This is a genomic window from Microbacterium sp. T2.11-28 (assembly GCF_950097975.1).
In the GTDB taxonomy this organism is placed as follows: domain Bacteria; phylum Actinomycetota; class Actinomycetes; order Actinomycetales; family Microbacteriaceae; genus Microbacterium.
The window spans coordinates 917,462-939,080 of sequence record NZ_CATNHF010000001.1 but is presented as its reverse complement, the minus strand read 5'-3'; the positions used below and the strand labels follow the sequence as shown (position 1 = coordinate 939,080).

The following is a 21,619-nucleotide window of genomic DNA, read 5'->3' as shown; positions in this document are numbered from 1 at the left end:
CGGTATTCAGCGTTACTATCTAGCGGTAGTCAGTGTCGCTAGATACTGACCGACCACGACCGAGACGGAGGCGCGATGGGCAAGCAGGCGACCGAGATGCTGAAAGGCGTCCTGGAGGGCATCGTCCTCGCCATCCTCGCGGGGCGTCCCGCATACGGGTACGAGATCACGGCCTCGCTGCGCGAGCAGGGCTTCACCGACATCGCCGAGGGGACGATCTACGCGCTCCTCGTCCGCATCGAGCAGCGCGGACTCGTGGACATCGAGAAGGTGCCCTCGGAGAAGGGGCCGCCCCGCAAGGTCTACTCGCTCAACGACGAGGGCCGCGCCTACCTCGGCGAGTTCTGGAGGACCTGGAGCTTCCTCACCGAACGACTCGACCAGCTCCACCAGCACGGAGGAAACCGATCATGACCGCGAAATGGATCGAGCTGATCGTCGGACCGCTCGAGCAGAAGAAGCAGTACCGCGCAGCCAAGGCGCGCATCGAGGCACTCCCCGCGCCGTATCGCGGGGCCGCCGAGGCGTTTCAGCGCTACCTGATGTACTACGGCGGCACCGTCGACGGCGACACCATCGTGCGCATGTACGTCGACGGCGCCGACCTGTGGGAGCGCGCCGCGCTCGACGGGACGCCCGTCCGCGACATCGTCGGCGACGACCCCGTCGACTTCGCCGAGACGTTCGCCCAGGCGTACGGCGGACGGCAGTGGATCGACAAGGAGCGCGCCCGCTTCGTCGAGGCCGTCGAGAAGGCGGCGAAGGAGGACCCGTCATGAGTGCCGTCGCCACCGCCTCCGCCATCCGCGTCTCGGGCGTGCGGAAGTCCTTCGGAGACCTGGAGGTGCTGCGAGGCGTCGACCTCGACATCGCCCCGGGAAGCGTCTTCGCACTCCTCGGATCCAACGGCGCGGGCAAGACGACGCTCGTCCGCATCCTATCGACGCTCCTGGCCGCCGACGCGGGCACGGCCGCCGTCCACGGGTTCGACGTCGGGGCCCAGGCGGCCGAGGTCCGCGAGTCGATCAGCCTCACCGGCCAGTTCGCCGCCGTCGACGAGATCCTCACCGGGAGGGAGAACCTCATGCTCGTCGCGCGGCTGCGCCACCTGCCGGGTCCCGGCGCGATCGCCGACGACCTGCTCGCCCGCTTCTCGCTGACGGACGCCGGCGACCGCCGGGCCGGCACCTACTCCGGGGGCATGCGCCGCCGGCTCGACATCGCGATGAGCCTCATCGGCGATCCGCCGGTGATCTTCCTCGACGAGCCGACCACGGGGCTCGACCCGCAGGCCCGGCTCGAGGTCTGGCAGGCGGTGAAGGAGCTCGCCGCGGGCGGCACCACCGTCCTGCTCACCACCCAGTACCTCGACGAGGCCGAACAGCTCGCCGACCGCATCGCGATCCTCCACCAGGGACGCATCATCGCGGACGGCACGCTCGCCGAGCTGAAGGCCCTGCTCCCGGCGGCGACCGTCGAGTACGTCGAGAAGCAGCCCACCCTCGAGGAGGTCTTCCTCTCCATCGTGGGCGACACGTCCCCCGCAGAACCTCCCTCGAAGGAGCCGTCATGACCACGCACGTCCTCGGCGACACCGCCGTCCTCACCGGCCGGTCGCTCCGCCACATCCTGCGCAGCCCCGACACGATCATCACGACCGCGGTCATGCCGATCGCGTTCATGCTGCTGTTCGTCTACGTCTTCGGGGGCGCGATCGACACCGGCGACACCGCCTACATCGACTACCTGCTCCCCGGCATCCTGCTCATCACGATCGCCTCGGGCGTCGCGTACACGTCGTACCGGCTGTTCCTCGATCTGCAGGGCGGGATCGTGGAGCGCTTCCAATCGATGCCGATCGCCCGCTCGAGCGTCCTGTGGGCGCACGTGCTCACCTCGGTCGTGGCCAACATCGTGTCGCTCGCCATCGTGGTGGGGGTGGCGCTGGTCATGGGGTTCCGGTCTCCCGCGAGCGTGGGGGCGTGGCTCGCGGTGGCGGGGATCCTCGTGCTGTTCACCCTGGCGCTCACGTGGATCGCGGTGATCGCGGGTCTGTCGGCGAAGACCGTCGACGGGGCCAGCGCCTTCAGCTATCCGCTCATCTTCCTGCCGTTCATCAGCTCGGCCTTCGTGCCGACCGGCACGATGCCCGGTCCCGTCCGCTGGTTCGCGGAGAACCAGCCCGTGACCGCCATCGTCGACGCGATCCGCGCCCTGCTCACCGGCGGCGCCCCCGGAGCGTCGCTGTGGGTGGCGCTCGCGTGGTGCGGCGTCATCCTGGTCGTGGCCTACGCCCTCGCGGTGCTGGCCTATCGGCGCCGCGTGCGCTGACCGGACGGGATCGCGCCGGCGCGGCCGAGGGTTCGCGTGGCAACAGCAGGATGGGTCGGCTGTCCCGGGCCCGATACCGGCCGGGGGTGTCGATTCACCCTGCTTTTGCCACCGCATCGGCCCGCGCCGCCACCGGGCGCCGGGGGAACAGGGCCACCGCGACGGCGAGACCGATCGCCCCGCCGACGAGCTGCGCGAGCACGAACCACGGCGCCGACGCGGGTGAGATGCCGGCGAAGGTGTCGGAGAACATCCGGCCGATCGTGATCGCCGGGTTGGCGAAGCTCGTCGAGGACGTGAACCAGTACGCGGCGCCGATGTAGGCACCCACGGCCGGGGCGGCGAGGTGGCCCCGTCCCGTGCGGGCGAGGGCGAAGATCACGAGGATGAGGCCGGCGGTGGCGACCACCTCGGCGGCGAGGGCTCCCGGGGTGATCCGCGCGGTGCCGCTCCAGGAGACGGCGGGCAGGTCGAACATGACGTTCGCCAGCGCGGCGCCGGCGATGCAGCCCGCGATCTGCGCCGGGAGGTAGCGCGCCGCGTCGCGCCAGGGCCGGTGCCCCTGGGTGCAGTCGGCGAGCGTCACGACCGGGTTGAAGTGGGCGCCCGAGACCGGCTGGAAGACGAGGATGAGGACGGCCAGCCCCAACGCGGTCGCGAACGCGTTCTCGAGGAGCTGCAGTCCGGTGTCGGCGGGGGAGAGGCGGGCCGCGGCTATGCCGGAGCCGAGGACGGTGGCGGCGAGGAGCGCGCTGCCGAGGAACTCTGCCAGGAGCTCGCGCGCGGGTGCGACGGTCACGGCGCGACGAGGACCTGCGAGACGCGGTCGAGCGCGCCGGGGACGAGCGAGTAGTACGCCCACGTCCCGCGCTTGCTGCGCGAGAGGAAGCCGGCCTCCATGAGGATGCGCAGGTGATGCGACACGGTGGGCTGGCTGAGGCCGACCGGGTCGATGAGGTCGCACACGCAGGCCTCGGCCCCGTCGGAGGCGGCGACGATCGACAGCAGCCGGAGCCGGGTCGGGTCGGCCAGTGCCTTCATGGTGTGCGCGAGCGCGTCGGCGTCGGCCGCGGAGAGCGGCTCGCGGGTGAGCGGCGCACAGCATGCCGCGGTGACGTCGGTGACCTCGAGAGTCTGCATGCATCGACAATACTCGATATTGACATCCATCGATACACGGGTGCAGACTCGGTCTCCGAGATATCGACATCCATCGATGGAGTAGCCATGACCCTGCTGGACATCACCCCTCGCCCTCGCGTGGACGAGCGCCTCACCGCCCTCCCCGTCGTCGTGATCGGCGCAGGCCCGATCGGACTGGCGGCCGCGGCGCAGCTCGCCGACCGCGGCATCCCCTTCGTCGTGCTCGAGGCCGGTCCGGTCGTCGCGGCGAACGTGCGCGAGTGGGGGCACACCCGTCTCTTCTCGCCCTGGAAGCACCTCGTCGATCCCGTCGCGCGACGGCTGCTCGAGGCCACCGGCTGGACCCTCCCCGACCCGGAGCGCGCGCCGACGGGCGCCGAGCTGGTGGCCCGCTACCTCGAGCCGCTGGCCGCGCTCGACGCGATCGCCCCGCACGTGCGCACCGGCGTCACCGTGACCGGCGTCACCCGGGAGGGCATGGATCGCACGCGGTCGCGCCGCCGCGACGGCGTGCCGTTCGCGGTGCGGATCGTCGGCGACGTCCCCGGCGACGACGGCGACGATCAGCTCTCGGCACGCTCCGTCATCGACGCTTCCGGAACCTATCGGACGCCCAACTCGCTGTCCTCCGACGGCCTGCCGCTGCGGGGGATGGGCGAGATCGCCGATGCGGTGACGCCGGCGCTGCCCGATGTGCTCGGTCGCGACCGCAGCCGCTTCGCCGGCCGGCGGACGACCGTGGTCGGGGCGGGGCACTCCGCGGCGAACACGCTGCTGGCGCTGGCGCAGCTGGCGGAGGAGGAGCCCGACACGTCGGTGACCTGGCTGATCCGCAACTCCCGCGCCGCCCGCGTGACCTCTTCGCCCGACGACGAGCTGGCCGACCGCGCGCGGCTCGGCGGTCGTGTGGAGGACGCCGTGGCCGCCGGTCGCGTCGCGATGCTCGACGGATTCGAGATCCTCCGCGCCCGTCGCGGCGGCGACGGCGCCGCGGTGCTCGTCGGCCGTCGCCGGGGGGAGGCGGCGACGCACGAGACCGACGTGGTCGTCAACGCCACCGGCTTCCGCCCCGACCTCGCCGCGCTGCGCGAGATGCGTCTCGAACTGGACCCGATCGTCGAGGCCCCGGTGCGGCTCGCGCCGCTCATCGACCCGAACGTGCACTCGTGCGGCACCGTCGAGCCCCACGGCTTCCGCGAGCTCACCCACCCCGAGCCGGGCTTCTTCATCGTCGGGATGAAGTCCTACGGCCGCGCGCCGACGTTCCTGCTGGCGACCGGCTACGAGCAGGTGAGGTCGGTGACCGCGTGGATCGGGGGAGATATCGCCGCGGCGTCGCAGGTGGAGCTCGTGCTGCCGGCGACGGGGGTGTGCTCGACCGGCTCGGGTCCCTCGGCCGTGGGCTGCTGCTCGTGATCGCCACCCGCCGGCTCGAGCCCGCCGACTGGCCGCAGGTCGAGCGGATCTACGCCGAGGGGATCGAGGACGGCGAGGCGACCTTCGAGGCGGCGACGCCGGCGTGGGAGGACTTCGACGCCGGCAAGCGGGCGGACCTGCGGCTGGTCGCCGTAGACGAGGCGGGGGCCGTCGTCGGGTGGGCCGCCGCCTCGGCCGTCTCCGCCCGCGCGGCCTACCGGGGCGTCGTCGAGCACTCCGTCTACGTCGCGCGCGCCTCGCGCGGCCGGGGGATCGGCCGGATCCTGCTCGACGCGCTCATCGGGGCGGCGGAGGAGGCCGGCGTATGGACGATCCAGTCGAGCATCTTCCCCGAGAACGCCGCCAGCCTGCGCCTGCACGAGGCGGCGGGCTTCCGGGTGGTCGGTCGCCGGGAGGCGATCGCGACATCGGTGCGCGGACCGCATGCCGGCCGGTGGCGCGACACCGTTCTCGTCGAGCGGCGGAGCACCCGCAACGGCCGGGAGGATCCGTAGGGCCGATAGACTCCCGTCTATGGATGCGGCGGAGCGGACGGTCACCGTGCTGGCCGATCCCACGCGCGCCCGCATCCTCGCGCTCATCGCCCGGTCGCCGTCGGGACGCGTGCGGGTGGGCGAGCTCGCCGACGAGCTCGGGCTGCGCCAGCCGACCGTGAGTCACCACATGCGGACCCTGCGCGAGGAGGGCATGGTGGAGCGCCATCCCGAAGGGCGTCACGCCTGGTACTCGCTCGCGCCCGACCAGGCGGATCGCGTGGCCGCGCTGCTGTCCGTCCCTTCTCCCGACGCGCGACGCGATCCGGATCTGGAGCGCGTGGTGCACGACCTGTCGGTGCGGTTCCGCGGCGTCCTCAGCGTCGAGACCGTGCGCGAGAACGTCGCCGCCGCCGCTGAGCTCCTGGCCGACGGCGGGACGACCGCGCTGCTGACCTCCCGCGTGGCGTCGTTCGCGACCGCGCGGCTGGACGCGCTCAGCCGCGCGCGCCGCCCGACGCCGGAGGTGCCCGAGGTGCTCTTCGTCTGCGTGGAGAACGCGGGTCGCTCCCAGCTCGCGGCCGGGATCCTGCGCCAGCTCGCCGGAGACCGCGTGCGCGTGCGGACGGCCGGATCGGCGCCGCGCGGAGAGGTGCGGGCGCACATCGTCGCGGCGCTCGACGAGATCGGGGTGCCGTTGGCGGGGGAGTTCCCCAAGCCGCTGACCGACGAAGCGGTGCGGGCGGCCGACGTCGTGGTCACGATGGGCTGCGGCGACGCGTGCCCGGTGTATCCCGGCCGCCGCTACCTCGACTGGGACCTGGACGACCCGGCGGGCCTGCCGCTGCCGCAGGTGCGCGTCATCCGCGACGACATCGCCGAGCGGGTGCGCGCGCTCCTCGACGAGCTGCTCCCGGCCTCCGCGTTCACCGAGGATTCACCTGCGAACACATAGATCAGGGTCTATGCTTTGAGAAACGAAAGCGAGAACCCGATGAGCAGCACCCCCACCGTCCTCTTCGTCTGCGTGCACAACGCCGGCCGCTCCCAGATGGCCGCGGGCTTCCTCCGCAGCCTCGCCGGGGACCGCGTCGAGGTGCTCTCGGCGGGATCCGAGCCGAAGGACCAGATCAACCCCGTCGCCGTGGAGGCGATGGCGGAGGTCGGCGTCGACATCGCCGGCCAGACCCCGAAGATCCTCACGGTCGACGCCGTGAAGGAGTCCGACGTCGTGATCACCATGGGCTGCGGCGACGCCTGCCCGATCTTCCCCGGCAAGCGCTACGAGGACTGGGAGCTCGACGACCCGGCCGGCCAGGGCATCGACGCGGTGCGACCGATCCGCGACGAGATCCGCGGGCGCGTCGAGCGCCTGATCGGCGAGCTCGTCGGCGAGGGTGCGCGGGGATGACCGCGTCGTCGGGGCAGGGCGGCCTCCTGGCGCCCGAGGCGGTGCTCCTGCGCGCCGCCGAGAGGCTCGCCGATCGGTTCGAGGGGATCGTCGGCCCCGAGACGGTGGAGCGCGTCGTCTTCGAGTCCTACACGGCGCTCGGACGGACGGCCACCGTCACCGCGCACCTCACGAGCCTCGCGGAGCGGTTCGCGCGCGATCGTCTCACCGCGCTGGCGCAGTCCCGCGGGCTCATCGTGAAGACGGTGCCGGAGATCCTGTACCTCTGCGTGCACAACTCCGGACGATCGCAGATGGCCGCGGCGCTCACCGACCACCTGTCCGGGGGGCGCGTGCACGTGCGCTCGGCGGGCTCGCAGCCCTCGGGTGACGGCATCCTCCCGCAGGTGGTCGAGGTGCTCGCCGAGATCGGCATCGACGTCACCGAGGCGTATCCGAAGCCGTTGACCGACGACATCGTGCGTGCGGCCGACGCCGTCGTCACCATGGGATGCGGCGACGCCTGCCCCGTGTACCCGGGCAAGCGCTACCTCGACTGGGACCTCGCCGACCCGGCCGGGCTCGATCTCGACGGCGTGCGCCGGGTGCGCGACGAGATCCGGGCCCACGTGGAGGATCTCCTGGCCGAGGTGCTCCCGGCGGACCGGTGACCGTCCTCACGAGGTGCCGGTGAGCGACGTCGTCAGCATCGAGCTGCTGCTCGACGACGCCTCCGAGGCGGCCGTCCGCGCCGACTGGGAGAGGCTGCGGGCAGCGGGCCACTCGAGCCTCGCCGCCCATACGGCCCCGAGCAACAGGCCCCACGTGACGCTGCTCGTGCGGCCGGCGCTCGCACCGGTCGCGTTCGGCGAAGCCCTCGCCCTGCTTCCCGTGGCCCTGACCCTCGCCGAGCCCCTGGTGTTCCGGCACGGTGATCGGGGCGTCCTCGCGCGTCGCGTGACGCCGACCGAGGAGCTCCGCCGTCTGCACGAGGCGGTCCATGCGGCCGTCCCGCCCGGCGTCGACGCGCCGCACACCGCGCCCGGCGACTGGACGCCGCACGTGACGCTCGCCCGCCGCCTGCGGCTGGATGCCCTGCCCGACGCCGTGGGCGTCCTCGGTCCCGTCCGTGCCGGCGCGGGGGTGGCGCTGCGGCGCTGGGACTCCGCGACGCGCACCGTCACGGCGATCCGCTGAGGCCGGCGATCGGCCAGAGCGGTGTGCCGACGGGTCGGGTCCCCAGGAACACCGTCGGCGGCCGCCCGGTTGCACGCGTCATGGACTTCTTCGAGGCGCTCATCCGATACGAGGTGGGGCTGTGGAACGCCGTCGACGGCGCGCTGCGGGAGCGCGGCCACGTGAGCGCGGCGCAGCATCACGCGCTGACGATCATCGACCGCCACGGCGAGACCGGGCGGGTCCTCGACGTCAGCGCCGAGATCGGGATCACCGTGGGGGCGGCCAGCAAACTCGTCGACCGTCTGGAGCGGGCGGGGCTGGTCGAGCGGCGCCCGCATCCGACCGACGGGCGCTCGTCGTACATCGCGCTCACCGCGCTCGGTGCCGCCTCGCTGCGGGACGCGACCGTCGCGCGGAACGAGGTGCTGGCCGAGCTGCTCGATCCCGAAGCGGCGGCCACGGTGCACGCGGGGCTGGCGGTGCTCCAGGAGCGACTGGACGGCGTGACCGCCCGCTGACATCCGGCCATGCGCGGGCCCGCGGGCCCGCGGGCCCGCGGGCTCAGGCGGCGCCGTCGGCGGCCAGAGCCGCGGCGATCCGCCTGATGCCGTACGAGAACGCCTCGTCGACATCGCCGCCCAGTTGGAACGCGCCGGCGAACTCCATGCTGATGAATCCGGTCGCCCACGCGGTCACGGTGCGGGCGGCCGACAGCGCGTCGCCCGGACCGACCAGCTGCGCGGTCGTGTCCAGGAGGGCGCGCACCGAGCGCGCCTGCGCGTCGGGGTCGGGGCGGTGGGCGGCGGTGGGCGGCGTGAAGAGCAGGCGGTAGCGCTCGGGGCTTGCGTGGGCGAAGGTGCGCAGGGCGTGCGCCAGCTGCACGAGCCGGTCCGAGGCGGCGGCTGACGGGCCCACCGCGGTCGTGGCGGCGTCCAGACGCGTTCCGAGCTCGCGCGCGGTGTCGTCGGCGATCAGGCGCAGCAGCTCATCGCGGTCGCGCACGCGCTTGTAGAGCGAGGGCGGGCGCACCCCGACCCGCGCCGCGACGGCCTGCATGGTGAGGCCCGGCAGGCCCGCGTCGTCGAGGATGCGGGAGCCGGCCGAGACGATCTCCTCGACGGATGTGCGCGCGGGGGTGGGCATGGCGCTCCTCTCGATCCACGATCAGTATAGCTATTGACGCTAGCCATGATAGCTATATACTTTAGCTATCATCATCACGCACCCTCCGGAGGGGAACATGCAGCTCGCACCCGGCCTTCACCGCATCGGCAACGACATCGTCGCCGCGTACGCGATCGTCACCGCCGACGGCGTCACGCTCGTCGACGCCGGCCTTCCGGGCATGTGGGCCGACCTGCGTGCCGAGCTCGCCACCATGGGCCGCACGCCGGCCGACGTGCGCGGCGTGATCCTGACCCACGGCGACAGCGACCACGTGGGCTTCGCCGAGCGGCTGCGCCGCGAGCACGGCATCCCCGTGTACGTCCACGAAGGCGACGCCGGCCGCGCGCGCGGCGAGAAGCCGCCGGCCACGCCGTGGCCGAAGATGCGGATCGCGCCGACGCTCGGCTTCCTGGGCTACTCGCTCCGCAAGGGCGGTGCGCGCACCCACCACCTCACCGAGGTCGTCGAGCTCGCGGGCGAGCAGGTGCTCGATCTGCCCGGCGAGCCCCGGGTGATCCCGCTCCCGGGGCACTCGCCGGGGAGCGTCGCCGTGCACACCGCGTCGGTCGGGGCGCTCTTCGTCGGCGACGCGCTGACCACGCGCCATGTGCTCACCGGCCGCGTCGGCCCGCAGCCGGCGCCGTTCACCGACGATCCGGTTCAGTCGCTGGCCTCGCTCGCGGTCGTGGCCGACCTGGAGGCGAGCTGGGTGCTCCCCGGCCACGGCGCCCCGTGGTCCGGCGGCGTCGCGGAGCTTGTGCGGCGGGTGAGGGAGGAGGCTGCGGCCGCCTGATCCGCCCGGCAGTCCCGTGTCGGGGGCGGGTGGGACGATCCCCTCGAGGGATCGGCGGGCCGGACGATCCGTGGCGGATCGGCGGGAGGGCGCATGCGCGGCGAGGCGACGGTGCTGCACGCCGACCTCGACGCCTTCTACGCGTCGGTCGAGCAGCGCGATGCGCCCGCGCTGCGCGGACGCCCGCTCATCGTCGGTGGCGGCGTCGTGCTCGCCGCGAGCTACGAGGCGAAGGCGCGCGGGGTGAGGACCGCGATGGGCGGCCGGCAGGCGCGGGAGCTCTGTCCCGATGCCGTGATCGTCCCGCCGCGCATGGAGGCCTACACCGCCGCGAGCCGAGCGGTCTTCGGGATCTTCCGCGACACCAGCCCGCTCGTGGAGGGCCTGTCGATCGACGAGGCCTTCCTCGAGGTCGGCGGGCTCCGGCGGCTGGCCGGTACCCCCGAACAGGTCGCGGTGCGCCTCCGCGAGCGCGTGCGCCGCGAGGTCGGGCTGCCCATCTCGGTGGGCGTCGCGCGGACGAAGTTCCTCGCCAAGGTCGCGAGCGCGGTGAGCAAGCCCGACGGTCTGCTGATCGTCGAGCCCGACCGCGAGGAGGAGTTCCTGCTGCCGCTCCCGGTCGAGCGGCTGTGGGGCGTCGGCAAGGTGACGGCGGAGAAGCTGCACCGGCACGGCATCCGCACCGTCGGTCAGCTCGCCGAGCTCGAGGCCTCTGCCGCCGAGCGACTGCTCGGACGCGCCGCCGGCGCCCACGTGCACGCCATGGCGCGGCTCCTCGACCCGCGCCCCGTGGTCACCACGACCCGCCGCGGCTCGATCGGCTCGCAGCGCGCGCTCGGTAACGGGCCGCGCACAGCGGAGGAGCTCGACGTCATCCTCAGCCAGATCGTCGACAGGCTGGCGCGCAGACTCCGTGACGGTGGCCGCGGCTGCCGCACGGTTGTGCTGCGGCTGCGATTCGGCGACTTCACCAAGGCCACGCGGTCCCGGAGCCTGCGGCTCGCCTCCGACCGCACGGCCGTGCTGCTGGCGGCGGCGCGCGGGCTCCTCGCCGCGGCGCGGCCCGAGATCGAGTCCCGCGGCATCACCCTGATCGGAATCTCGCTCGGTCAGCTCGTGCGCGGCGAGGACGTGCCCCAGGAGCTCCCGATCGACTGGGGCGAGAGCGCGCGGCTCGACACGGTCGCCGACGCGGTGCGCGACCGCTTCGGCGCGGCGTCACTCGCGCGCGCGACGCAGCTGGGCCGCGATCCCGGCTGGTCGGCGCCCATCCTCCCCGAACACGAATGACGGGGTGAGCAGGGCTCAGCGCTCAGAACGGCGAGGGCTACGCGTCGTCGTGCCCGTCGACCGCGTCCGCCGCGGCATCCTCGGCCGCCTGGCCTTCTTCGGGCGATTCCGAGCCGGCCGCTGCCGCGCTGTCCGCGTGCGCGTCGGTGTGATCGGCGTCGTTCGAGCCGTGGTGTTCCTCGTTCATGTGTGACCTCCAGGTCGTGGTTCGATCGTCAGCCGGACGGGTTGTCCAGCGGCATGCCCTCGTCGTCCGTCGTCTCGGGCAGCACGCCCTCGGGATCGGGCGCGGGCTTGTCGGGGGCGTCGTTGCGCTGAGGTGCAGAGGCGTCGGGTGAGGCGACGTCCTCCTGCTCGGTTCCGTCAGCCATCGGGGGTCCTCTCGTCGTGGACTCCGATCAGACACCCGCCGGCGCTCGCTGGCACGGGGCTTGCCAACGCGTTCCGATCGTGCAGGGTCCCGCGGCCGGGGCGCGTCAGTCCTCCGCGGGAACGCGCACCGTCAACGCGCCCGGGTCGACCCAGGTGCGGATCGCGGTCGTCTGCCCGAACTCGTCGCCGTCGAGCTGGATCAGCTCGGGGCGGTTGGCGAGCATGGTGAAGCGCCGGCCCTTGATGTAGTTCAGCGCCCGCACCTCCTTGGTGCGCAGCCGCCGGCCGAGCCGTGTGCGGCTGAGCACGCCGTTCTCCCAGATGATCTTCGTCACGATCTGCGCCCAGCTCACGACGCCCTCGGGGCGCAGGAGCACGATGTCGAGCTCGCCGTCGTCGACGGCGGCGTCGGGGAGCAGCAGGATGTTCGCCTGCAGGGCACCGCAGTTGCCCATGATGACGGTGTGCGCGCGCAGGGAGCGCGTGCGCTCGTCGTCGAGCTTGTAGCGGATGCGGAGCTGGTTCTTGTCGCGGAGCGCGAGGACGATGGCCTTCACGTACGCCAGCCAGCCGATCTTCGCCTTCAGCTCGTCGTCGGTGTGGGCGAGCATCTTCGCGTCGAGGCCGAGCCCCGCCATGACGAGGTAGGCGTGACGGTCGGTGTCGCCGTTCTCGCGGCGGATCTCGATCCGTCCGAGGTCGATGCGGCGGTCCTGCCCCGTGAAGGCGGAGTTCAGCGAGTGCGTGAGGTCGTCGAGGGTGAGCTTCAGGTTGCGGGCCAGCAGGTTGCCGGTGCCGGAGGGGAGCAGTGCGAGCGGGACGTCGTGGTCGGCGAGGGCCTCGGCCACCGCGCGCACGGTGCCGTCGCCGCCGGCGACGATGATCATGTCCACGTCCTCCGCGAGAGCGTCGGCGGTCGCGCCGCCGCCGGGGTCCTCGATGCTGGTCTCGAACCAGAGCGTCTCCGCCCATCCCGCCGCCTCCTGCTCGGCGGCGACGGCCGCTCGCACGGCGTCCAGGTCGATCTTGACGGGGTTGTAGACCACGGCGGCGCGCCGTGCGTCCGTCGGCGGGGTCGCGGTCTCGGCGTCGGCGGAGGCGTCGGCGTCGGCGGAAGAGGTCGGGGTGGTGTTCACCTACGACACCTGATCACCTTTCGACCGGGAGTTCACCCCCCTTGCCAGATCGCCCCTCCGTCAGGACGTGCTCCGCGGCGCGGGGCGGGGCCGCGTGTGGGCGCGCGGCGGGCGGGTGCGCTGACACTCGTTGCCGCTTCGACCGACGGGATACGACAACGACTGTCATCCGTGTGAGCCGTTGCGTGGTCTGCTGACAGTCGTTGCCGCCTCGGCGGGCCGGACCCGACAACGACTGTCATCACGTCGAGGGCGGAGCCGGCGGGAGAGGTGTGCGCGTGAGGCCCATCAGGAAGGCCGAGATCGCGAGCGCGCCCAGCACGAGGAGGAGGCCGATGAGCGCGACGGGTGCGAGGAGGAAGCCGCCGAGGAGCAAGCCGTCGGCGGAGGCGGGCGACCAGCCGTCGGCGAAGGCGATGTACGAGTCATCGAGAGAGAAGAGCGGCTGCGGAGCGGGCCACCCCGTGAACGTGAGGATCGCGCCGACCACGACCACCGCGGCGACGCCCCACCAGGCGGTCCTGATGCGCCGACGGGCGTTTGGCTGCGTCGCGTCGCGGCGTCGCCGGACCCATCGGCCCGTCAAGAACGCGAGGACGGTCAGCCCGGCGGCTCCCAGCAGGAGGCCCGCCAGGCTCGTGAGCGAGAGCGAGATGCCGCCCTGGGGGAAGAACGCCTGCGCCGCCAACGGCTGGTACGCGAACCACCCGACGGATGCCGAGGTGTCTGCGGGGGCTCCGAGCACGACGAGCGCCGCACCGATCAGCAGGGCGACGATCGCGACGATCCCTGCGGCGCGGGCACGCCAGGACACGATCATGTCGCAAGCCTAGCGAGCGCCCGGTGCGTCGCCGGGGCCGGACGGAGCGGTGTCCGGGGTCAGCCGGTACAGGACCTGCGGCCGCCCTCGGCGTCCGTAGCGGTGGGCGATGTCGATCGCGCCGGTCTCGACGAGATGGGTGAGGTAGCGGTGCGCGGTCGCCGACGAGAGTCCGCACTCCGTCGCGACCTGCGCGGCCGTCCGGGCGATGACGGGATCCAGCGCCGCGACCACGCGTTCGAGGGTCGTCGGGGCGAGCCCCTTCGGCAGCGCCGCGGGCGAGCGCCGGGCGGTGCGGATGCCGCCGGTGAACAGCCGGTCGATCTCACCCTGCCCGAGGGGCACGTCGCGCGGCGTCTCCGGCCGCGCGGCGCGCGTGGCGGCGTAGTGCGCGAGCCGCTCCTGCAGCGCGGCTCGCGTGAACGGCTTGATGAGGTACCCCACCACCCGCCCCGCCATGGCCTGCCGGACGGTGGTCTGGTCTCGCGAGGAGCTGATCACGAGGACGTCCGGCTCGCCCTCGCCCATCGTGCGCAGGCGGTGGATCACCTCGACGCCGCTGATGTCGGGCAGCCGCATGTCGAGCAGCACGAGATCGGCGGCGGTCGCGAGCGAGAGCGCCTCCGCGCCGGTCGCCGCGGTCCCGGTGACGACGAAGCCGGGCGTCGCGGCGACGAACCCGGCGTGCAGCGCGCGTGCGCCGCGGTCGTCGTCCACGACCAGCACGCGGATGGGCCCGCTCACGGGCGCACCTCCAGCTCGAAGGAGAACCGCGCGCCGCCGAGCGTCGACGCGCCCACTTCGACCGAGCCGTCGCGGGCGGTGACGAGGCGGCGCACCAGGTCCAGCCCGATCCCGCGTCCGCGTCCCCCGGTGTCCGCCTTGGACGACAGCCCCCGGGTGAAGATCCGCGCGGCGACGTGCCGATCGACGCCCGGCCCGTCGTCCTCCACGACGCCGTACAGCCGGTCGCCGGACTGCCGGAGCGTGCAGCGCACGCGCGTGGCGCCCGCCTCGCCGGCGTTGCGGCTGAGGTTGGTGAGGATCGAGACGACGTCGTCGTCGACGTGGACGCCGGGCTCGACGTCGAACTCGGCGAGCGCGCCGCGCTCGAGAAGATCGGCACGCACGGCGTGCATCGCGGCTTCCCGCAGCGCGGTTCCCGGAACGCCGTCCCCGGCGCCGCCGCGGCCATCGGGCGGCGTCGCGTCGCTCACGGCGACGACGTCTTCGATGTAGTCCAGCGCGGCGCGCGGCTCCCCGTGGGTGACCAGCCCGTGCACGACGTGCAGCCGGGTGTGGAACTCGTGGGCCTGCTCCTGCAGCGCGGCGGTCGTGCGCTGCATCTGCGCGTGCTCGGCGGCCAGTCCGTCGAGCCGGCGGAAACGTCGCTCGACGGCGGCCGTGAGCAGCGAGCTCGCGATCGTCGCGACGACGAGGGCGCCGGCCGCCCAGGGGAGGAGGCCGGTGAGCGCCTCCATGCGCTCCGATTCGATGTCGGATTCGAGCACGCCCACTGCGACCATCCCGACGACGTCGCCGTCGGCACCGCGCACCGGCACCTTCGCGCGCAGCGATCGGCCGGACGGACCCGTCTCCGTCCCGAGGAACGGCGTGCCCGCGAGCACGGACTCGTTCGTGGTCGAGACCTGGACGCCGCGCTCGGAGGCGAGCGGATGCGTGATGCGCACGCCCTCGTCGTCGGTGATCACGGCGTAGTACACGCCCGCGGCCTGGGCGACGAGGTCGGCGATGGGCTGCAGGGTCTCCGTCGCCGTGGCGAGATCCGCGGCGTCGGCGAGGTCGCCCGGGGTGCCCGCGTCGACGGTCGATGCGAGGCTGGCGCGCACCTGCGGCAGCGCCGCGAGGCTGGACGCGACCTCCTGCACCCGCTCGGCGGTGGCGTCGCGGATGCTCTTCTCCTGCAGCCAGAGGGCCACCATGACCGTCGCGGTCAGCGCCGCGAGGGTCACGACCGAGGGGAGGAGGATCATCGCCAGGCGGATCGCCCGCGGGCTCGGCCGCATCGCCATGGTCATCACACTCCCCGTCGAGACGCACCGCCGGTCTGCTGACGGCGTTTAAGAGAACAATTCGCCCGCGCCGCCGCACCTCGGACCGGCGGTGCCATCCTAGGTCGATCCCGCGGCGACGACGATGTCCGCGCGAATGGAGCAGAGATGACACCGCAGCCCCTTCCCCCCAGATCCGGGCCCGCACGACTGATCGGCCGCGCCGTCGGCGGCGCGATCGCCGCGGCCGCCGTCGGTGTCGCCGTGTTCGGCTCGATCAGCTCGGCCGCGTCCGGGCAGGACATCAGCGCGTCGATGACGATCATCGCCCCCGCGGCCGCCGGCGGCGGCTGGGACGGGGTGGCGCGCGAGCTCCAGCAGGCGCAGAAGGCGAACGGCCTCGTCAACAACGTGCAGGTGGTGAACATGCCGGGAGCGGGCGGCACGATCGCGCTGGGCAACGTCTCGGTGCTGAGCGGCCAGCCGAACAACCTGCTCGTCGGCGGCACGGGGCTGCTCGCCGCCACCATCCAGTTCGACTCCGCGGCGACCCTGGACGACGTCACCCCGCTGGCGGTCATCGTCGAGGAGTACGACGTCATCGTCGTGCCCGCCGATTCGCCGTACGAGACGCTCGACGACCTCGTGGCGGCGTGGCGCGACGATCCGAAGGCCCTGCCGTGGACGGGCGGCGGATCGTTCGACCAGCTCGTCGTGACCGACCTCGCCCTGGCCGCGGGGATCGACCCGCTGGAAACCACGTACATCTCGTCCGACGGCGGCGGGGAGGCCATCCAGGCCCTGCTCAACGGCACCGCGAAGGCCGCGGCCGGCGGGTACCCCGACAACATCGACCAGATCGAGGCCGGACGCCTGCGCGCCCTCGCGTTCGTCGCTCAGGACCCCGTCGACGGCATCGACATCCCCACGGCGGTCGATCAGGGCTACGACGTCACCCTCACCAACTGGCGCATGGTGGCGGCGCCCGCGGGCCTGAGCGCGTCGGAGGAGGACAGCCTCACCCGGCTCGTCGTCGACAGCGTCGAGACGCCGCAGTGGCGCGATGCCATCGATCGCTACCGCTGGACCGAGCGCGTCATCACCGGTGACGAGCTCGCGGACTTCCTCGACGACGAGGAGAGCCGCATCCGCACCCTGTACGAGGAGATGGGCCTGTGACCTTCCCACCGAATCCGACGTCGGCCTCCGCCGTCGTCGGCGACCGCCTGCGGATCGTGTCGCGCCCGGGCATCGCCGCGCTGCTGAAGGCGCTGACCATGCCGGTCGTCGTGGCCGCCTTCGCCACGTACCTCCTGATCGGCATCTTCACGATGCGCGTGCCGAGCTCCGCCGACTTCCCCGGGCCGCAGTTCTTCCCGGCCATCATCACGGCGGGTCTCTACGCGTTCGCGGTGGCGCTGGCGGTGTCGGGCATCCGTGAGGTGCGCAGCCTGCCCGACCCGCACGTCGCCGAGCTCCTCGCCGCCGAAGCGGGTGAGGAGGCGCCCGCCGAGCCGCGTGCGGTGCGGATCGACGTGCGCTCGTTCCTGTGGATCATCGGCTCGTTCTTCGCCTTCGCGCTCCTGCTCGACGTGCTCGGATGGGTCATCGCGGCGGGCCTGCTGTTCTGGTGCGTCGCCCGCGGCTTCGGCTCCACCAAGCCACTGGCCAGCCTCGTCGTCGGACTGACGATGAGTTCCCTCGCCTACATCGGCTTCGACATGGTCCTCGGCCTGCCGCTGCCGTCGGGCATCCTCGGAGGTTTCTGACATGGACGCACTGCAGATGCTCGGTGAGGGGTTCCTCGGCGCGTTCACGCCGATCAACCTCATGTGGGTGCTGATCGGCTGCGTGCTGGGCACCGCGGTCGGCGTGCTACCGGGACTCGGCTCGTCGATGGCGGTGGCGCTCCTGCTCCCCATCACGTTCTCGCTCGACCCGACGGCCGCGTTCATCATGTTCGCCGGCGTGTACTTCGGCGGCCTGTTCGGCGACTCGACGATGGGCATCCTCATGAACACGCCGGGGCAGGCCTCGGCGATCGCCTCCACCTTCGAGGGGCACAAGATGGCCCTCAACGGACGGGCGGCTCAGGCTCTCGCGACCGCCGCCATCGGTGCCTTCATCGGCGGGTTCGTCGCCTGCATCGTGCTGGTGTTCCTCGCGCCGGCGCTGGCCGACTTCTCGAGCCGCTTCGGCCCCGCCGAGTTCTTCGCGCTCGCCGTCTTCGCCTTCGCGGCGACGTCGTCGGTGGTCACCGACAACGCGCTGAAGGGGCTCACGGCCCTCTTCATCGGCCTCGGCATCGCCGTGATCGGCGTCGACGGCGTCTCGGGCGCTCCGCGCTTCACGATGGACTCGCCGTACCTGTTCGACGGGGTGTCGCTGGTCACCGTGACCGTCGGCATCCTGGCCCTCGGCGAGGTCATCTACGTGGCCTGCCTCGAGCGCCACACCTCCGACAAGAAGATGCTCCGCCCCACCGGGCGCCCGTGGCTCAGCCGCAAGGACCTCCGCGAGGCGACCCCCGCGTGGCTGCGGGGCACCGCGATCGGCCTGCCGTTCGGCGTGATCCCCGCGGGCGGCTCGGAGATCCCCACCTTCCTCGCCTACGGCCTCGAGAAGCGGCTCGACGCGCGTCGCCCGCACCCGCAGTTCGGCACGGGAGCCATCCGCGGGCTGGCCGCACCCGAGGCCGCGGGCAACTCGACCACGGGCATGGCCATGGGCGCGCTCCTCGCGCTCGGACTGCCGGTCTCGGCCACGGCCGCCATCATGCTCGCCGCGTTCCGGCAGTACGGGCTGCAGCCGGGACCGCTCCTGTTCGACCGCGCCCCCGACCTCGTGTGGTCGCTGCTGGCGAGCTTCTTCATCGCCATGGTCGTGCTGCTGATCCTGAACCTGCCGTTCGCGATGCTGTGGGCCAAGCTCCTGCTCATCCCGCGCCCCTACCTCTTCGCGGGCATCACCGTCTTCTGCGCACTCGGCATCTACGCCACGTCGGGGTCGCTCGTCGATCTGCTGATCCTGCTGGGCATCGGCGTCGTCGGCTTCCTGCTGCGGGCGCTGGACTTCCCGCTCGCGCCGCTCATCATCGGCATGGTCCTCGGGCCGCTGGCGGAGACGAGCCTGCGGGATGCCGCGATGAGCGCGAACGGCGACTTCTCGATCCTCGTGCACAGCCCGATCAGCGTCGGCCTCTACGTCGTGCTGGCCGTGGTGCTCGCCTTCGCCATCCGCGGCCGGATCGTCGCGCGCTCCCGTGCGCGCGCGGCGAGCAGCCAGGAGCGCGCGACGGAGACCGCGGTGCGCTGAGCGGCGGGCGGCCCGACGTGGTCGATGCCGTCAGCCGCGCAGCGCTCCCAGGATCTGTTCGTAGCGCTCGGCCGGGGCGAGGGTCAGCCCGGACTTGACGAAGATCGACCAGTCGTCGGCCAGCACTTCCTGCGTGCCCGACTCGACGGCGCCCAGAGCGGCGTGTGCGACCGCGAGAGGCGCGACCTTCGGACCGTTGAAGCCGCTGGACATGTCGGTGTCCACCAGTCCCATGTGCACGGCCACCACGTGCGTGCCCTGGGCGGTCAGCTCGAGGCGGGTGCTGTCGGTCAGGGCCCAGGCCGCCGCCTTCGACGCGGCGTACGCGCCGGACATCGGGGTCGTGAACCACGACAGCGCGGAGATCACGTTGACGATCGCGCCGCCGCCGCCACGGGCGAGCACGGGTGCGAAGGCGCGGGTCATGCGCAGAGGGCCGAAGAAGTTGGTGTCCATCTCGCGGCGGATGCGCTCTTCGTCTCCCGTCACCAGCGGCGTGCTCGTGGAGATGCCGGCGTTGTTGACCAGGATGTGCACGTCGCCGGCCGCCTCGACGGCTGCGGCGATCTGCTGCGGGTCGGTGACATCGATCCGGAGGCGCTCGACACCGGCGGCGGCGATGCTGTCCACGTCACGCGCGGCCGCGTAGATCTTCGCCGCTCCGCGCCGTTTCGCCTCTTCGACGAATGCCGCGCCGATGCCGCGGTTCGCGCCGGTGATGAGGATGTTCCGACCTTCGACGTTCACAGGAGAGCCTTTCTGTAGCGATCACTATCTATTCGTCGACCGTAACAGAGTTCTGTAGCGATCACTAATGTTAGGCTCGGCACATGGCCGGACGACCGCGGAGCTTCGATCGCGACGCCGCGTTGGCGACCGCGGTCGAGCTGTTCTGGCGCCGAGGATTCGACCGGACGTCGATCGCCGAGCTGACGGAGGCGACGGGGGTGAACCCGCCCAGCCTGTATGCGGCGTTCGGCGACAAGCAGGCGCTCTTCGAGGAAGCGGCGGGCGTCTACTTCGCCCGCACGTGCGACGGAGTCGATGCCGCTGCTCAGCTCTCCGATACGCGGGCGTCGATCGCGCGCCTCTTGGACGACACGGCCCGCGCGCACACCGATGCCTCGACGCCGCCGGGCTGCTTGCTGCTCACCGAGCCCCGCCTCGCATCCCAGCGCGAGGTGGTGCAGGACAAGATCCGTCAACGGCTCGATCGAGGCGTCAGCGAGGGCGATCTGCCCGCGTCCACGGATACGGCCGCCCTCGCGGCCTACATCGTCGCCGTCATGCGCGGGATGTCCGGGATGGCGCGCGACGGCGGTACTCGCGAACAGGTCCGCGCCGTCGCGGCGACCGCGCTCGCCGCGCTGCCGCCGACCGGGTCCGCGCCTCGGCCGGCGACCGGCTAGCCTCTGGGGATGACCTCGAACACCCCTCGCCACGGAGCCGGTGCCGCATGAGCATCCACCTCATCGGCGGAGGCGCGACGACGAGCGCCGACGCTCCGCTCCACGCCTCGTTCGTCAGGGAAGCCGCGAGGCGGGCCGAGGCCGCCGGCCGCGAGCGGGCGCGCATCGCCGTGATCTCACTCCACCCCGAGGCCGAGGAGAAGGCGGCAGCGCTCGGCGAGCTGCTCGTCGGGGCCGGCGGCGGTGCCGCCATCGACCTGAAGCTGACCGCCGGCCGCGCCGGAGAGCCGATCGCGCAGGACGCGGTCGACGACGTCGACGGCATCGCGGTGGGCGGCGGCAACGTCGAGACGGTGCGCGCGGGGCTCGAGCCGGTGTTCGATCGGATCCGCCGACACGTCGCCGCCGGCGTCCCCTATCTCGGCGTCTCGGCGGGCGCGATGATCGCGGGGGAGCGTTCGCTCGGGAGCGGGACCCGCATCGGGGGCGTCGTCGTGTCGCCGGAGGACGCCGCCGAGCCCGGCGAGGAGCTCGAGCTCGACGCGGGCATCGGCCTCGTCGACGTGACGATCGAGGTCCACGTCGCCCAGCGCGGCGTGCTCTCCCGCGTGATCGCCGCCGCCGAGGCCGGCCTCGTCACCGGCGCACTCGGCATCGACGAGCGCACCGCGCTGATCGTGGGCGACGGCGGGCTGCGGGTCGAGGGCGCGGGCAATGTCTGGCGCGTGCTGCCGACCGACAGCGGCGTGCTCGTCTCGACCGTCGGGGGCTGATGCGACGACCGCGTCACGCGGGGCGAGGCTGCCCGCAGGCACCTCCCAGGTGGGCGCGATACGATGATCGGGATAGGCGGACTTCTCATTCGTCTCGCCCCGGCTGTGTGGTAACAGTCGGGGCTTTTTCTTTGCGCCCTTCGCCCGATCTCAGCCGTCCGTCCCGGCGTCGGGCGTCACCCACCAATCGGTGAACGACTGCGCTCGCCCGTCGGCGTCCAGTCGGATCACCATGAGGTTGTCGTAGATGTGGTTCTTCTCCGTCGCGGTCGGGTACTCCGTCCGGCCTCGGATCACGGCGACATCCCCGTCCACCGCGGTGAGCTCGTAGTCGAAGCTCCAGGTGCCGGGATCGTCCTTCTGACCGAGCCACCCCGCCAGGATGGCGTCGTGACCGACCCAGGGCGGTGTCGACGGACCGTCACGGTACTCCGCGTCCGGCGTGAACAGCGAGCGGACGTCGTCCGGGTCGTTGGTCGTCCACGCGTGGATGTAGCGGTCCATCCACTCCCGAGCGGCGGCGGCGGCTGATTCGCGATCCCACATGTCCTCAGGCTCTCCGAGGATCCGGGTAGGCGC

The 21,619-nt window shown here is 72.5% G+C and carries 29 protein-coding genes; 18 read left to right on the top strand and 11 right to left on the bottom strand.

The window, feature by feature from the left end; translation table 11 throughout:
- Positions 1–75: 75 nt before the first annotated feature.
- The 4 genes from QQZ13_RS04615 to QQZ13_RS04600 are packed head-to-tail and all read left to right on the top strand — an operon-like array spanning position 76 to position 2,331.
- Complete coding sequence (locus tag QQZ13_RS04615; protein WP_284527930.1) at positions 76–414, top strand: PadR family transcriptional regulator; 339 nt, start codon at positions 76–78, stop codon at positions 412–414.
- Positions 411–779, top strand: coding sequence for a DUF1048 domain-containing protein (locus tag QQZ13_RS04610; RefSeq protein ID WP_284527929.1), 369 nt, complete (start codon positions 411–413; stop codon positions 777–779). Before QQZ13_RS04615 ends, QQZ13_RS04610 begins: the two co-directional genes overlap by 4 nt.
- Positions 776–1,573, top strand: coding sequence for an ABC transporter ATP-binding protein (locus QQZ13_RS04605; protein ID WP_284527928.1), 798 nt, complete (start codon positions 776–778; stop codon positions 1,571–1,573). Before QQZ13_RS04610 ends, QQZ13_RS04605 begins: the two co-directional genes overlap by 4 nt.
- Positions 1,570–2,331: an ABC transporter permease gene (locus QQZ13_RS04600; RefSeq protein ID WP_284527927.1), complete on the top strand. Its 762-nt coding sequence runs from the start codon at positions 1,570–1,572 to the stop codon at positions 2,329–2,331. The genes QQZ13_RS04605 and QQZ13_RS04600 overlap by 4 nt, the downstream gene beginning before the upstream one ends.
- Positions 2,332–2,425: 94 nt before the next feature.
- Here QQZ13_RS04600 and QQZ13_RS04595 read toward each other — a convergent pair whose 3' ends face one another.
- Complete coding sequence (locus QQZ13_RS04595) at positions 2,426–3,130, bottom strand: MIP/aquaporin family protein (protein WP_284527926.1); 705 nt, start codon at positions 3,128–3,130, stop codon at positions 2,426–2,428.
- Positions 3,127–3,471 carry a metalloregulator ArsR/SmtB family transcription factor gene (locus tag QQZ13_RS04590; RefSeq protein WP_284527925.1) on the bottom strand — a complete coding sequence of 115 codons (345 nt, stop codon included), beginning with the start codon at positions 3,469–3,471 and terminating at the stop codon, positions 3,127–3,129. The genes QQZ13_RS04595 and QQZ13_RS04590 overlap by 4 nt, the downstream gene beginning before the upstream one ends.
- Positions 3,472–3,558: 87 nt before the next feature.
- On the opposite strand from QQZ13_RS04590, the gene QQZ13_RS04585 reads away from it, so the two are divergent.
- From QQZ13_RS04585 to QQZ13_RS04555, 7 genes are all read left to right on the top strand, one after another.
- Positions 3,559–4,890: an FAD-dependent oxidoreductase gene (locus QQZ13_RS04585; protein WP_284527924.1), complete on the top strand. Its 1,332-nt coding sequence runs from the start codon at positions 3,559–3,561 to the stop codon at positions 4,888–4,890.
- Positions 4,887–5,405 carry a GNAT family N-acetyltransferase gene (locus QQZ13_RS04580; RefSeq protein WP_284527923.1) on the top strand — a complete coding sequence of 173 codons (519 nt, stop codon included), beginning with the start codon at positions 4,887–4,889 and terminating at the stop codon, positions 5,403–5,405. Before QQZ13_RS04585 ends, QQZ13_RS04580 begins: the two co-directional genes overlap by 4 nt.
- A 19-nt stretch (positions 5,406–5,424) precedes the next feature.
- Complete coding sequence (locus QQZ13_RS04575) at positions 5,425–6,339, top strand: metalloregulator ArsR/SmtB family transcription factor (protein ID WP_284527922.1); 915 nt, start codon at positions 5,425–5,427, stop codon at positions 6,337–6,339.
- A gap of 39 nt (positions 6,340–6,378) precedes the next feature.
- A complete protein-coding gene (locus tag QQZ13_RS04570; protein WP_284527921.1) occupies positions 6,379–6,795 on the top strand; it encodes an arsenate reductase ArsC in 417 nt (138 codons plus the stop codon).
- Complete coding sequence (locus tag QQZ13_RS04565; protein ID WP_284527920.1) at positions 6,792–7,445, top strand: arsenate reductase ArsC; 654 nt, start codon at positions 6,792–6,794, stop codon at positions 7,443–7,445. Before QQZ13_RS04570 ends, QQZ13_RS04565 begins: the two co-directional genes overlap by 4 nt.
- A gap of 19 nt (positions 7,446–7,464) precedes the next feature.
- Entirely contained in the window at positions 7,465–7,971 is a 507-nt protein-coding gene (locus QQZ13_RS04560) for a 2'-5' RNA ligase family protein (protein WP_284527919.1), read from the top strand.
- 80 nt (positions 7,972–8,051) lie between these two features.
- Positions 8,052–8,471, top strand: a complete 420-nt coding sequence (locus QQZ13_RS04555) for a MarR family winged helix-turn-helix transcriptional regulator (RefSeq protein WP_284527918.1) — start codon at positions 8,052–8,054, stop codon at positions 8,469–8,471.
- A gap of 43 nt (positions 8,472–8,514) precedes the next feature.
- Here the strand turns inward: QQZ13_RS04555 and QQZ13_RS04550 are convergent, their stop codons facing one another.
- On the bottom strand, positions 8,515–9,096 hold the full coding sequence (locus tag QQZ13_RS04550; protein WP_284527917.1) for a TetR/AcrR family transcriptional regulator: 582 nt from the start codon (positions 9,094–9,096) through the stop codon (positions 8,515–8,517).
- A 97-nt stretch (positions 9,097–9,193) separates the two neighbouring features.
- On the opposite strand from QQZ13_RS04550, the gene QQZ13_RS04545 reads away from it, so the two are divergent.
- On the top strand, positions 9,194–9,913 hold the full coding sequence (locus tag QQZ13_RS04545; RefSeq protein ID WP_284527916.1) for an MBL fold metallo-hydrolase: 720 nt from the start codon (positions 9,194–9,196) through the stop codon (positions 9,911–9,913).
- A gap of 93 nt (positions 9,914–10,006) precedes the next feature.
- A complete protein-coding gene (gene dinB / locus QQZ13_RS04540) occupies positions 10,007–11,203 on the top strand; it encodes a DNA polymerase IV (RefSeq protein ID WP_284527915.1) in 1,197 nt (398 codons plus the stop codon).
- A 37-nt stretch (positions 11,204–11,240) separates the two neighbouring features.
- On the opposite strand, the gene QQZ13_RS04535 is transcribed toward dinB, so the two are convergent.
- The 6 genes from QQZ13_RS04535 to QQZ13_RS04510 all read right to left on the bottom strand — a co-directional run bounded on the left by QQZ13_RS04535 (position 11,241) and on the right by QQZ13_RS04510 (position 15,570).
- Positions 11,241–11,390, bottom strand: coding sequence for a hypothetical protein (locus tag QQZ13_RS04535; protein ID WP_284527914.1), 150 nt, complete (start codon positions 11,388–11,390; stop codon positions 11,241–11,243).
- Positions 11,391–11,418: 28 nt separating this feature from the next.
- The gene (locus tag QQZ13_RS04530; protein WP_284527913.1) at positions 11,419–11,574 is read right to left on the bottom strand and encodes a hypothetical protein; all 156 of its coding nucleotides are present in this window, start codon (positions 11,572–11,574) and stop codon (positions 11,419–11,421) included.
- A gap of 105 nt (positions 11,575–11,679) precedes the next feature.
- Entirely contained in the window at positions 11,680–12,621 is a 942-nt protein-coding gene (locus tag QQZ13_RS04525) for a diacylglycerol kinase family protein (protein ID WP_284528037.1), read from the bottom strand.
- Between the two features lie 331 nt (positions 12,622–12,952).
- The gene (locus QQZ13_RS04520; protein ID WP_284527912.1) at positions 12,953–13,531 is read right to left on the bottom strand and encodes a hypothetical protein; all 579 of its coding nucleotides are present in this window, start codon (positions 13,529–13,531) and stop codon (positions 12,953–12,955) included.
- A 9-nt stretch (positions 13,532–13,540) separates the two neighbouring features.
- A complete protein-coding gene (locus tag QQZ13_RS04515) occupies positions 13,541–14,275 on the bottom strand; it encodes a response regulator (RefSeq protein ID WP_284527911.1) in 735 nt (244 codons plus the stop codon).
- Entirely contained in the window at positions 14,272–15,570 is a 1,299-nt protein-coding gene (locus QQZ13_RS04510; protein WP_284527910.1) for an ATP-binding protein, read from the bottom strand. Before QQZ13_RS04510 ends, QQZ13_RS04515 begins: the two co-directional genes overlap by 4 nt.
- A 141-nt stretch (positions 15,571–15,711) precedes the next feature.
- On the opposite strand from QQZ13_RS04510, the gene QQZ13_RS04505 reads away from it, so the two are divergent.
- Genes QQZ13_RS04505 through QQZ13_RS04495 form a run of 3 tightly spaced genes read left to right on the top strand, consistent with a single transcriptional unit; the run spans position 15,712 to position 18,858 of the window.
- On the top strand, positions 15,712–16,722 hold the full coding sequence (locus QQZ13_RS04505; RefSeq protein ID WP_284527909.1) for a tripartite tricarboxylate transporter substrate binding protein: 1,011 nt from the start codon (positions 15,712–15,714) through the stop codon (positions 16,720–16,722).
- Positions 16,719–17,312, top strand: coding sequence for a tripartite tricarboxylate transporter TctB family protein (locus QQZ13_RS04500; protein WP_284527908.1), 594 nt, complete (start codon positions 16,719–16,721; stop codon positions 17,310–17,312). Before QQZ13_RS04505 ends, QQZ13_RS04500 begins: the two co-directional genes overlap by 4 nt.
- Position 17,313: 1 nt before the next feature.
- Positions 17,314–18,858 (top strand): tripartite tricarboxylate transporter permease, encoded by a 1,545-nt coding sequence (locus QQZ13_RS04495; protein ID WP_284527907.1) that lies wholly within the window; start codon positions 17,314–17,316, stop codon positions 18,856–18,858.
- Positions 18,859–18,888: 30 nt separating this feature from the next.
- Here QQZ13_RS04495 and QQZ13_RS04490 read toward each other — a convergent pair whose 3' ends face one another.
- On the bottom strand, positions 18,889–19,605 hold the full coding sequence (locus tag QQZ13_RS04490) for an SDR family oxidoreductase (protein ID WP_284527906.1): 717 nt from the start codon (positions 19,603–19,605) through the stop codon (positions 18,889–18,891).
- An 83-nt stretch (positions 19,606–19,688) separates the two neighbouring features.
- Here QQZ13_RS04490 and QQZ13_RS04485 point away from each other — a divergent pair, with 83 nt between their 5' ends.
- Positions 19,689–20,267: a TetR/AcrR family transcriptional regulator gene (locus QQZ13_RS04485; protein WP_284527905.1), complete on the top strand. Its 579-nt coding sequence runs from the start codon at positions 19,689–19,691 to the stop codon at positions 20,265–20,267.
- 47 nt (positions 20,268–20,314) lie between these two features.
- Positions 20,315–21,040, top strand: a complete 726-nt coding sequence (locus tag QQZ13_RS04480; protein WP_284527904.1) for a Type 1 glutamine amidotransferase-like domain-containing protein — start codon at positions 20,315–20,317, stop codon at positions 21,038–21,040.
- A gap of 150 nt (positions 21,041–21,190) precedes the next feature.
- Here QQZ13_RS04480 and QQZ13_RS04475 read toward each other — a convergent pair whose 3' ends face one another.
- Positions 21,191–21,586, bottom strand: a complete 396-nt coding sequence (locus QQZ13_RS04475; protein WP_284527903.1) for a nuclear transport factor 2 family protein — start codon at positions 21,584–21,586, stop codon at positions 21,191–21,193.
- Positions 21,587–21,619 lie beyond the last annotated feature (33 nt).